The 12,374-nt window shown below is 32.2% G+C and carries 9 protein-coding genes; 8 read left to right on the forward strand and 1 reads right to left on the reverse strand.

Translation table 11 applies throughout. From position 1 onward, the window contains the following. Positions 1–183 precede the first annotated feature (183 nt). Positions 184–1,728 carry an L-glutamate gamma-semialdehyde dehydrogenase gene (gene pruA, locus BJG89_RS02385; RefSeq protein ID WP_096808369.1) on the forward strand — a complete coding sequence of 515 codons (1,545 nt, stop codon included), beginning with the start codon at positions 184–186 and terminating at the stop codon, positions 1,726–1,728. Between the two features lie 49 nt (positions 1,729–1,777). Here the strand turns inward: pruA and BJG89_RS02390 are convergent, their stop codons facing one another. Beyond that, positions 1,778–2,332 (reverse strand): TetR/AcrR family transcriptional regulator, encoded by a 555-nt coding sequence (locus BJG89_RS02390; protein ID WP_096808370.1) that lies wholly within the window; start codon positions 2,330–2,332, stop codon positions 1,778–1,780. A 148-nt stretch (positions 2,333–2,480) separates the two neighbouring features. Here BJG89_RS02390 and BJG89_RS02395 point away from each other — a divergent pair, with 148 nt between their 5' ends. From BJG89_RS02395 to BJG89_RS14740, 7 genes are all read left to right on the forward strand, one after another. Next, complete coding sequence (locus BJG89_RS02395; protein WP_096808371.1) at positions 2,481–5,021, forward strand: MMPL family transporter; 2,541 nt, start codon at positions 2,481–2,483, stop codon at positions 5,019–5,021. A 227-nt stretch (positions 5,022–5,248) separates the two neighbouring features. Beyond that, positions 5,249–7,531 carry a transcriptional regulator AryK gene (aryK, locus tag BJG89_RS02400; RefSeq protein ID WP_096808372.1) on the forward strand — a complete coding sequence of 761 codons (2,283 nt, stop codon included), beginning with the start codon at positions 5,249–5,251 and terminating at the stop codon, positions 7,529–7,531. A 443-nt stretch (positions 7,532–7,974) separates the two neighbouring features. Further along, the gene (locus BJG89_RS02405; RefSeq protein ID WP_096808373.1) at positions 7,975–9,372 is read left to right on the forward strand and encodes an MFS transporter; all 1,398 of its coding nucleotides are present in this window, start codon (positions 7,975–7,977) and stop codon (positions 9,370–9,372) included. Between the two features lie 78 nt (positions 9,373–9,450). Further along, complete coding sequence (locus BJG89_RS02410) at positions 9,451–10,626, forward strand: M20 family metallopeptidase (protein ID WP_096808374.1); 1,176 nt, start codon at positions 9,451–9,453, stop codon at positions 10,624–10,626. 348 nt (positions 10,627–10,974) lie between these two features. Next, positions 10,975–11,439 (forward strand): hypothetical protein, encoded by a 465-nt coding sequence (locus BJG89_RS02415; protein WP_096808375.1) that lies wholly within the window; start codon positions 10,975–10,977, stop codon positions 11,437–11,439. Positions 11,440–11,486: 47 nt separating this feature from the next. After that, positions 11,487–11,747 carry an alpha/beta hydrolase gene (locus BJG89_RS14735; protein ID WP_232514209.1) on the forward strand — a complete coding sequence of 87 codons (261 nt, stop codon included), beginning with the start codon at positions 11,487–11,489 and terminating at the stop codon, positions 11,745–11,747. Positions 11,748–11,755: 8 nt separating this feature from the next. Beyond that, on the forward strand, positions 11,756–12,178 hold the full coding sequence (locus BJG89_RS14740) for an alpha/beta hydrolase-fold protein (protein ID WP_232514210.1): 423 nt from the start codon (positions 11,756–11,758) through the stop codon (positions 12,176–12,178). Positions 12,179–12,374: the final 196 nt, after the last annotated feature.

Raw genomic sequence — 12,374 nt, forward strand, 5'->3', positions numbered from 1 at the left:
CGCGTACTTTTCATATTAAACCCATTATTAAAGCATATTGGCTACAGTGACAAAATACAATATATTTCTATAAAAGTTATTGTAAGCGATTGCATTTGTTGTGTGATACCTATACAATGAAATCAAGAATGGAAAGTTTCCATTTTAGTTTTCTATTTACAAACTTAACATGGGGGTAGAAAAATGGTTGTTAATTATAAAAATGAACCGGGCATTGACTTTACAAACAATGACAATGTCGAATCATTCAAAGAAGCTTTAAAGAAAGTGAAAGGTGAATTAAATCAAAAACTTCCCTTAGTAATTAACGGGGAGAAAATATTCACTAAAGATACATTCCAATCTATCAATCCTGCAAACACTTCTGAAGTCATTGCAGAAGTATCAAAAGCGACAACAAAAGAAGTGGACAAAGCATTTGAAGCTGCTGACGAAGCTTATAAATCATGGAAGCGTTGGACGCATAGAGAGCGTGCTGAGTTTTTAATTAAAGTTGCGGCTATTATTAGACGTCGTAAAGAAGAAATTTCAGCAGTGATGGTGTATGAAGCTGGCAAACCATGGGACGAAGCGGTCGGCGATGCAACTGAAGGTATTGATTTTATTGAATACTATGCTCGGTCAATGATGGAACTCGCAGATGGAAAACCAGTTTTAGATAGAGAAGGGGAACACAATCAATATTTTTATAAACCTATCGGCACTGGTGTTACAATCCCACCATGGAACTTCCCGTTCGCAATTATGGCTGGTACGACATTAGCACCAGTGGTTGCAGGGAATACAGTGCTTTTAAAACCAGCTGAAGATACACCATTAACAGCTTATAAATTAATGGAGGTATTAGAAGAAGCTGGCTTACCTAAAGGCGTGGTAAACTTTGTGCCAGGTGATCCAAAAGAAATTGGCGATTATCTCGTAGACAGCGTGCATACGCATTTTGTTACCTTTACAGGTTCACGTGCCACAGGTACACGAATTTTTGAAAGAGCTGCAAAAGTACAAGAAGGACAACAATTTTTAAAACGTGTCATCACTGAAATGGGTGGTAAAGACGCAATCGTTGTTGATAAAGATATAGATACAGATTTAGCAGCAGAATCTATTGTGACATCAGCTTTTGGATTCTCTGGCCAAAAATGTTCTGCTTGTTCACGCGCTATCGTTCATAAAGATGTATATGATGAAGTGTTAGAGAAAGCAGTTAAACTAACAAAATCATTAACATTAGGTAATACAGAAAATAACACATATATGGGTCCGGTTATTAACCAAAAACAATTTGATAAGATTAAAAATTATATCGAAATTGGTAAAAAAGAAGGCAAATTAGAACAAGGTGGAGGCACTGATGGTGCTACAGGTTACTTTGTTGAACCTACTATTTTCTCTGGGCTTAAATCAAGTGATCAAATCATGCAAGAAGAAATATTTGGTCCAGTTGTTGGCTTTGTGAAAGGTAAAGACTTTAATGAATTACTAGAAATAGCAAATGATACAGATTATGGTTTAACAGGGGCGGTTATTACTAATAATCGTGAAAATTGGATTGAAGCTGTGAAAGCATATGATGTTGGGAACTTATATCTTAACCGTGGCTGTACTGCAGCCGTTGTTGGCTACCATCCTTTTGGTGGTTTCAAAATGTCAGGTACTGATGCTAAAACAGGTAGTCCAGACTACTTATTAAATTTCTTAGAACAAAAAGTTGTTTCAGAAATGTTTTAAGGCATAATGTAAAATAGAGCAAGATAGCATTGCTATCTTGCTCTATTTTTTATATGTCATTAACTTGTATATTAATCATTTTATGAAATAGTTTATCAATTTCTTCTGAAGGTAGTTTGATATCATGTTCGCGAATCCATTCCATAAATGCGTAAAGGGTAGTGCCGTAAACATAAAAAACTAAATCTATCGGGACAATTTTATCTACTGATATCCGGTGTTCATTCTTTTTAATATCATTTTGCAATACGCGAATAAAATGATTCTCAAGCGTACGTTCAAATTCTTTATCGTCTTCTTGCTTACTTTTAATTTTACTGAATTCTTCTATATCAGTTATCGATTTGTTTAAAATCGTAAAAGGATTATTGATTCGTTCTTTCAAATCTGTAGAAAAATAATCTTGTGTTAAATCAGTTGTTAAATAAATAAGTAAATCGTATTTGTCATAAAAATGTTTATAAAATGTTGTACGGTGCACTAACGCTTCATTACATATTTGGTTAACTGAAATGGTTGAAAATGGTTGTTTTTCTAATAATTCATATAAACTTTGAGAGAGTGCGCGTTTTGTTTTAATAACACGTAAATCTTTTTCATTCATTCTACAATTCTCCTAATTTGTAGTTTAAATATACAGAAATGCATATTTAATTCTTTTTGAAACAGGGTAAAGAGATGTACGATACTAATAGAAATAATCTACACTATATGTATAAACTATAACGTTGTTTAAATAAGGAGGCAATAGTTTGGCAAAATTTTTATACAAACTAGGTTCATTTGTTGCTAAGCACAAATGGTGGAGTATAGTTGCTTGGGTTGTTATTCTCGCAGCAATTATTATACCGCTTACAATAAGTTCGCCGAAGTTTGATAATGATATTACTATGAACGGGTTACAGTCACTAGATACGAATAACAAGATAGAAGATGAGTTTGGGCAAGATAGTGAAAAAGCTCAAATACGAGTTGTGTTTAAAAGTGACTCCGATAATGGCATCGTAAAACAAGATATGACAAAAGATGTCAAAGATACATTGAAAGACATTAAAGATAATGATAAGGATATTAAAGATATTACAGATCCTTATGATAATAAACAAATTAGTGAAGACAAGTCTACAGCGTTTGCTGACATTAATTATGATGTTTCAGCAACATCGTTAAAACAAGACTCTAAAGATGAAGTTAAAGACCAAGTTGAAAAATTAGAAGAGGATCACAATGTACAAGTTGAGCTCATGGGTACAGGCATGGAATCTACTGAAATTGGTGGCGCTTCTGAAATAATTGGTGTTATTGTTGCATTTGTTGTTCTATTGATTACATTTGGATCGTTTATTGCAGCAGGCATGCCAATCATTAGCGCTTTACTTGGTTTAGGTACAGGTGTAGGCATCATCTCATTATTGACATACGCATTTGATATCCCGAATGTGACTTTAACACTGTCTGTAATGATTGGTTTAGCAGTGGGTATTGATTACGCATTATTTATTTTATTTAGATATCGACAAATCGTGAAGAGCGAACCTAATCATATTAAAGCAATTGGTTTAGCAGTGGGTACTGCAGGTAGTGCAGTTATTTTCGCTGGTGTGACAGTTATTATTGCTGTTTGTGGTTTATCTCTTGTAGGTATCGATTTCTTAGCTGTCATGGGATTTGCTTCAGCGATTAGTGTGTTCGTAGCAGTAGTTAGTGCATTAACATTATTACCAGCATTAATTAGCATTTTCCATAAAAAAATTCATCCTAAACAAACGAAATCAGAGTTTAATGGAGATGTGGACACAAAATGGTCTAAATTTGTTGTTGGTAAACCTTTAGCAGCTGTGCTTATTGGCTTGATTATATTAGTTGTAGCTGCTATACCGATTAATGACATGCGTCTTGGTATCCCAGATGACGGTATGAAACCAGAAGATACTACTCAGAAAAAAGCATATGACATTGTTTCAGATAAATTTGGTGAAGGATTTAATGGTCAAATCGCAATGCTTGTGAATGTGAAAGACCAAAATGATAATCCAGAAGATTTACAAAAAGATTTACAAAGCTTAACTAAAGATATTAATGATATGGATCATGTGGATATGGCGACGCCACCCCAATTAAGCGACAGTAAAGATTATGCATTAGTAGCAATCATCCCAGAAAAAGGACCAAATGCACAATCCACAAATGATTTAGTTCATGATTTAAGAGATTATGATGACGATGCTAGAGATAAATATAATTTCAAAACAGAAGTTTCTGGACAAAGTGTTATCAATATTGATATGTCCCAAAAATTAAATGAAGCTATACCATTATTTGCTGGTGTGATTGTGGCATTAGCGTTTGTTCTATTAATGGTAGTATTCCGTTCTATTATCATCCCGTTAAAAGCAGTATTAGGTTTTGTGCTGTCCTTAGTAGCGACATTAGGATTCACAACCTTAGTAATGCAAAAAGGATTTATGTCAGGCTTATTTGGTGTAGATACGACCGGCCCGTTATTAGCATTTTTACCAGTTATCACAATAGGTCTACTATTTGGTCTAGCTATGGACTACGAAGTCTTCTTAATGTCTCGTATCCACGAAGAATACAGTAAGACAAGAAATAATGAGCATTCAATTAAAGTAGGTATTAAAGAAAGTGGTCCAGTTGTAGTTGCTGCAGCGCTTATCATGTTTAGTGTGTTTATCGCATTTGTCTTCCAAGACGACGTGATGATTAAATCTATGGGGCTATCATTGGCCTTTGGTATATTATTCGATGCCTTTATTGTTCGTCTATTATTAATTCCTGCATTAACGCAATTATTTGGTAAAGCTTCTTGGTATATGCCAGCGTGGTTAAACCGAATATTACCGCATGTAGATATTGAAGGACACGCTTTACAAAGTGAGATGCCTTCAAGCAATTATGCCAATATAAATCAGTCCACACATCATGATAATTATGATCGTTCATTTAGTATTCAGAAGCAACCAAGTTACGCTAAAGAAGACAATCATACGGTTATCGTTGATCACAAAACGAAAGTATTATATAACGAAATTGCGCAACAAACAACACAACCTGAATTCTTGTATGAAGCTTTAAAATTATACAAAAAAGATTTATTATCGTCACAAGATGAAAGTGAAATACAATCATCTGTAGCACGTAAACCTCGTAATAAGCAAGTGAATAAACAAGGCAATGCAGATGATCAAATTGTTGAATTGTTATCGCAACAAAGTGAAAATATTCGTCATTTAAATGAGTTAATTGAAAAAGCGATTAATAAAAATAAATAGACATTAGTTTTTAAAGTTTGAGCATACAGTTAAAATTTGAATGTGGTATGTGCTACAAACATTTCTGAAAAAACTAAACGTAATTTTAAAAGAGCAAGTGTAGAAAACCAATTCGTATTTTGGTTTCTGCATTGCTCTTTTTTTATGTCTAATTACTGACAAATCAAAAAAGAACATGAAAATTCATATTTACTTTATTAAAATGTATTTAAATAAAGAGGTGTGATATGGAAATCTTTTACGATATAGAATTTAATGACAGTGGTAATTCAGTAGTGAATTTTAACGATGGCGTACGTATGGTATTAGTGCTTAAAAGTACGTTGAAAGTTGTAAGAGGGAGTCAATTTCAGACTTTTCAAGCAGGTGATGTATTTATTATTAATCATAGAGAACGTTATCAATTTATAGAAGAGGATGATGCTTTATATATCAGTATTCATTTAGCGGAAGCTTATTTACGACAATATATTAACGACTTTAATGGTAAAATGTATATTTTAAATCAGCAAACGTTACAAGGTGTGATTTATAAACAAATTATTAATGCAATTGCTAAAATTGGTATTGTCTATATTAGAAAAGGGAAATTTTATCGCTTATATTTAGAACAGCAATTAATTGATTTGATATTTATTATTGTGCGTTATTTACCAACACATGACAATGCAACGCTTGAAAATGACATTAACGATGAACGTTTGGAATTTGTATGTCAATATATTGAAAAAAATTTTAATACACCTATTACATTAAGTGAAATAGCCGAAAAAGTTCATTTGAGTACGACGTATCTTTCGAAACTATTTACGAAACACATGGGCATTGGTTTTAATCATTATATTAATCATATTAGAACAGAACATTGTAAAAATGATTTGGTTCATACAAATGCATCAATCACACAAATTGCTTTAAAAAATGGTTTTAGCAACTCGACTATGTTATTAAAGTATTTTAAAGCAAATACTGGGCTAACACCATCACAATATAGAACCCAATATCAAAGTGAAGATCACCCAACGAAAATAAAAAAAACAACAGAATTTGAAAACTATCAAAGGTATTTATATTATTTATCTTCATATATACAACAAACGCTTGGAACCATCATTCAATCTCCTGATAATCAAAAAGTAATTGATATTACATTAGAAAATAATCTAAGCCAACAATTATCACATTACCAACATGTTATTCAAATTGGGAGCTTTGACACGTTACTCATTCAAAGATATAGAAAACAATTAATAGAAGTACAACACGATTTAGGATTAGATCATGTTTTAATTAAAGACCCTATATTAAAAGGTTATGTTGATCGTAATGTGATTGAAAGTGACGAAATGATTCCCAATATGCACCCTTATATGAAAGTGGATGAATGTTTAAATTTTCTATATGAGCATCAAATAGGGTTAGGTATCGAAATGCATCCGCCAACGTTGCCTTCACAATTTGAAAAATACACAAAAGAATTAAAGTGCTTATTAGAACATATTTATAATACGGTTCCTAATAGAGATTGTTTTAAACTTGTTGTTTATCTTAAGTGTAACCATACGCAGAAAATATTAAACGTTATCACTTTGTTTAAGCAATATTTTGAGTTCGCCCATATTGTACTTAATATTGATATGGATAATATGAATGCGTTAGCGACAGCTAAAAAACTACTGTCAGAAGCAAGCACAAATATTGATAGTATAGCGTTTAACGCAAACCAAAATGATATTATTAATTTTAAATCTATAGAAAGTAAACAGTATGATTTAGCAAAAAGACATATCATCGCACAATATAATACCATGACACGATTATTAGGAGTGAAGGATAAAAATATACCAGTGGTGCTTCTTAATTGGAATACTTTAACTGGTAACACGCACCTCACTAACGGAGAATACTTTAGAGCAGGTATTATTTTTGAACAACTCATTGATATGAATCATCGTATCCATGCAATTGGTTATTGGTTAAATCACGAATTACATCACCAATATAATGCAAATGATGTGATATCAGAGCTGAATGGTATCGATTTATATCACCAATTTGATGGAAAAAGACCAGCATTTTTTACAAGTATGTTTTTTAAGAAATTATTTAAACAAGTGCTATTTAAGAATGAAGACTGTATAGTTTTAGGGTGTAATGATCAATTTCAAATCGTGGTATGGGATGCAGAACATTATAACCCATACTACACTATAAATGAGAAATCGGATTATTTGCTACATAAAGAGTATCAACTCAATATTTTGAATGCAGACAAAGGCACTTACAAAGTTAAACACTTAACTCTGGACAAAAATAATGGTGCACTTTATCAAGTTTGGCAGCAATACAATACGCGTCATGGTATGGATGAAGAAACTATTAATTATGTGAATAGAGTATCTTACCCTAAATTAGACGTTAGCGAAGTGGATATAGTAGATACAGTGTCTTATCATTTAAAGTTACAAACCAACGCGATACAAATCATTGAGTTTAAAAAATACTTTTAATCATCTTCATAAAACGTTTGAATACCATCTGTTATATATAAATAGCGGGTTACAATTTAAAACGCATCCTAGAACAACCGTTAATATAAAATGCTTTAGCATATTTATTGGAACTGCAATCATTTATCAGGTAGAGAAACATAGAAATCAATTTATTTATTGTAAGTAATGATTTTTATGTTTCTCTCTTTTTTAGTTATCAATGAAAAGACAAAAAAGATATATTACATTTTTGTCTTCTTTAAATGAAAAAAATAAGTAGAAAATATTAGATACTAGAAACACAAATATTCTATATTTTTCAAAAATGGTACTCGTTATGATGTTTTGTAGAGAGGATAGCGAGTATCATTTATTGAAAATGTCGATAAACAAGCACATTTTTTAATCGAGCTAATCTTCCCTATTTGTCATTTAACAAAATAATTTAGGAGGACGAACAAATGACTCAACAGGGAAACGTGCAAACGTATAGAGGCGACAATAAATTAATATTAGGTATTGTATTAGGCGTCGTTACTTTTTGGTTATTTGCACAATCATTATTAAATGTAGTGCCAACGTTACAACAATCGTTTGATAGTAATATTGGCACAATCAGTATCGCTGTAAGTATTACAGCATTATTCTCAGGGATGTTTGTGGTTGGAGCTGGCAGTCTTGCTGATAAAGTAGGACGTGTGAAAATAACTTATATTGGATTATGGTTGAGTATTATTGGCTCACTATTAATCATTATTAGCAACTTACCAGTATTACTCATTTTAGGGAGAGTGATTCAAGGTTTATCAGCAGCTGCAATTATGCCATCAACATTAGCAATTATGAAAACATATTTTGAAGGCAAAGATAGACAACGTGCATTAAGTTACTGGTCTATCGGCTCATGGGGCGGTTCAGGATTGGCATCATTATTTGGTGGCATGGTGGCCACATTTATTGGATGGCGATGGATTTTTATCTTATCAATAATTATTGCTTTGATGGCGATGTTACTTATAAAAGGGACGCCGGAAACAAAATCAGATAATACAACCGATTTAAAATTTGATTTTACAGGCCTCATACTTTTTGTAGTGATGATGTTAAGTATTAATATTGTTATTACACAAAGTGGTACATTCGGCATTGTTTCACCTTTAATATTGGGTCTGATTATTGTATTTGTATTAACTACAATGTACTTTATAAAAATTGAAAATAAAAAACGTAACCCACTTATTGACTTTAAATTATTTAAAAATAAAGCATATACAGGCGCAACGTTGTCGAATTTCTTACTTAACGGCGTGGCCGGTGCCTTATTAGTGGCAAATACTTTTGTTCAAAAGGGATTAGGTTTTAATGCGTTTCAAACAGGGCTTTTATCAATCACATATTTAGTAACTGTATTATTGATGATTAGAGTTGGTGAAAAAGTGTTACAAAAAGTAGGCGCAAAAAAACCTATGTTATTAGGAACTACTTTTAATATGATAGGTATTATTTTAATCTCATTAACGTTTTTACCAAGTGTATTATATGTCATTGTATGTATTATTGGTTATTTATTATATGGTTTAGGCTTAGGTTTTTATGCAACACCTTCTACAGATATGGCGATATCTAATTCGCCTGAAGATAAAGTGGGGGTAGCTTCAGGTATTTATAAAATGGCTTCTTCATTAGGCGGCGCATTTGGTATAGCTTTATCTGGTGCATTATATGGTGTTGTTACGGCAGCAACAAACGTGCAAATCGGTGCATTGGCAGGCTTATGGCTGAACGTCATCATGGCACTTTTATCATTTGTTATTATTTTATTGACAGTACCATCTTTTAAAAAGCAAATGAAAGCATAATTCTAAAATACAACGCTTTAGTTTAAAAAGTATATAATAGCAATTAGATATTATATATTTACAATAGGAGGAATAACCATGATGAAACATTTAATTGAAAAATTGAAAGAAAAAGAACCGCGTATGATTGAAATACGTCGTTATTTACATCAACATCCTGAGCTCTCTTTCCACGAAAAAGAAACGCCAAAATATATTGAATCATTTTATGAAGGAAAAGATTGTAAAGTCGAAACAAATGTGGGTCCTAACGGGTTGAAAGTTACGATTGACAGTGGAAAACCAGGTAAGACGATTGCAATTCGCGCTGATTTTGATGCTTTACCAATTCAAGAAGATACAGGATTAGCATTTGCTTCAAAAAATGAAGGTGTTATGCATGCATGTGGACATGACGCACATACAGCATACATGTTAATACTCGCAGAAACGTTAATCGAAATGAAAGACGACTTTAATGGCAAAGTAGTTGTCATCCATCAGCCAGCTGAAGAAGTGCCACCTGGTGGCGCGCAAGCAATGATTAAAGACGGTGTCTTAGATGGCGTCGACCATGTATTAGGTGTTCATGTCATGAGTCATATGCCTGCTGGCAATATATATTACAGAGAGGGCAACGTACAAACTGGACGTGACTTCTTTAAATTAAAAGTGAATGGCCAAGGCGGCCATGGTTCATCGCCACACACAGCAAATGACAGTATCGTAGCAGGTGCTTACTTTGTAAATGCCATACAAACAATCGTATCTAGACGTTTAAACCCGTTTGAAACTGGGGTCGTAACGATAGGTTCATTTGATGGTAAAGGTCAATTTAATGTTATTAAAGATAGTATCGAAATAGAAGGCGATGTACGTGCGTTGACTGATGAGACCAAAAATACAATTAAAAAAGAAGTGAACCGTTTATCAGCAGGTTTAGAAGCAATGTTCGGTGTCGAATGTGAATTAGACTATCACGATGATTATCCAGCACTGTACAATGATCCTGAGTTTACTCAATTTGTGGTAGATACATTAGAAAATGCAGAAACAGATGCGATTAACAATGTTGAAAGATGTGAGCCACAACCACCATCTGAAGATTTTGCGTATTATGCTAAAGCAATTCCTAGCACATTTATCTACGCAGGTGCTTCACCTGAAAACGGTGATATCCACCCGCATCATCATCCTAAATTTAATATTAGTGAAAAAGCGATGCGTGTTTCTGCTGAAGCGGTAGGCATTACTGTATTAAATTATTTGAAATAAAAGCAATTCCTGCTAAATATTGAATGATGAAAGTTATAAAAATGGAGTTACTATAGAAGGAAGACTAAAGTGACAGATATTTGGTTAAGCAATGTATTTGAATCAAATGATTAAACATCTATTGATATTTATGAGAGTGAGAAAATGGAACCTATGACCTAAACATAGACCGCTTTCTCACTCTTTTTTTGAGATAAGTATGGGATTTTGCACTTTCATATATTGTGGAACAGAAATAAATGATTGTAATAAATTTGAATGCAATTTAAACTAACAATTAAAAATGAAGGTTTAATATATCTCTATTTAGTGTATATGTAAAATGAAAAATAGAAGGGGATGATTGCATTGAATGGCGAGAAAAAAATAAATGACTTGTTAGAAGACTATAATAAGCAATTAAAAAAATTATTTAAATATGATCATTCTAAGGCTTTAACATTTGATAATGATAAGCGAAGTAAAGTTAGAGACCAAAAGGGCGTTTTTGTAATCTTTGAAAACAAAACACCTATTTTTGTTGGGCAAGCCGGTGGATTTATGACTGGTTATAAATTAACGCAAAAAGATTTATATGATAAATTAGGGCAATTTAATTTAGCTTCAGATACTGGAACTGCAAAATTTAGAAAAGCTTATATCGAACAACATGAATTAGATGATTCAGAACTGAAACATATTAAAGCAGTAGAAAAAGATTTTAAATTTCAGTATATTAAAGTTAAAGAAAATAGAGCATTCATTAATATTTTAGAAATATTAGCTTTAGAATACGCCAAAAATAATAATATAAAATTATTCAATTTTGTATAATGACCCATGTTGTATTTCTGTGGTCTGTTAAGAAAGCAGTGATTAAAATGAATACGAAAACAGTTAAAATTCATTTTCAACAACACGATATCCTAGTGAAGCTACCGAAAGGCTATGACGAAAGGCGTCATCATCCATATCCGCTTATGCTAGTACAAGAAGGTTATGCATTATTTAAAGACATTGAAGCAGATGTGATATTTGCAGACTTGGTTCCGAATGATAGAAAACTTGAACTTACACCATGGCATGCAGTAGTAGACGGCGTCATTATGATGGAGGGGCAGATACTTATAAAAAGTGGATAATAGAGCAATTGATCCCTTATTTAAGAAAATGTTTTAATATATCACAAGAACATAAAGATATTGGGATTGGTGGCGTTTCTTTAGGTGGGTTATTTACTTTATATACATTATTGAAAGATCCAGAAACATTTGGCTATTATATACTGATATCTCCATCGATATGGTATCCAAGATTTGTTGAATTTATGAAACAACAAGAAATTATAAAACAAGATAAGCGTATCTATTGGTATGTGGGTGAACAAGAGGGACGACAACACATTAGCATAAAACAAGAAATGTTCACTCAGACAGAATTAGGTGTAGGTATATTAAACGAATTAATGATTTCGGAAAATGCTTCATTTTATTATGAGACAAATAAAAGAGGTAACCATGAAATGTCTTATTTTAAAAAGTATTTTGCAAGAGCAATCAAAAAATTATTTTGATTTTGTCAATTTTAAGAAGAAATTATTTAAGGCTAAAATTATCAGAAAATTCGTAATAGTAACGATAAAAATCTGACCTTTGTACAAAATAATGGTAAAATTTGAACTATATGGATTTTATAAATTGAATAATTTGCTTTATAATGATGCATCTATAAAATTCCTAATAAGTAAGTTCAAAGTAATTATTATTTTA

The organism is Staphylococcus nepalensis, assembly GCF_002442935.1.
Lineage (GTDB): Bacteria > Bacillota > Bacilli > Staphylococcales > Staphylococcaceae > Staphylococcus > Staphylococcus nepalensis.

What these genes read in the sequence shown, in the direction of transcription:
- BJG89_RS02405 (WP_096808373.1), top strand. Translation starts at nt 7,975, where the DNA reads ATGACTCAACAGGGAAACGTGCAAACGTATAGAGGCGACAATAAATTA.
- BJG89_RS02410 (WP_096808374.1), top strand. Translation starts at nt 9,451, where the DNA reads ATGATGAAACATTTAATTGAAAAATTGAAAGAAAAAGAACCGCGTATG.
- BJG89_RS02390 (WP_096808370.1), bottom strand. Translation starts at nt 2,332, where the DNA reads ATGAATGAAAAAGATTTACGTGTTATTAAAACAAAACGCGCACTCTCT.
- pruA (WP_096808369.1), top strand. Translation starts at nt 184, where the DNA reads ATGGTTGTTAATTATAAAAATGAACCGGGCATTGACTTTACAAACAAT.
- BJG89_RS14735 (WP_232514209.1), top strand. Translation starts at nt 11,487, where the DNA reads ATGAATACGAAAACAGTTAAAATTCATTTTCAACAACACGATATCCTA.
- aryK (WP_096808372.1), top strand. Translation starts at nt 5,249, where the DNA reads ATGGAAATCTTTTACGATATAGAATTTAATGACAGTGGTAATTCAGTA.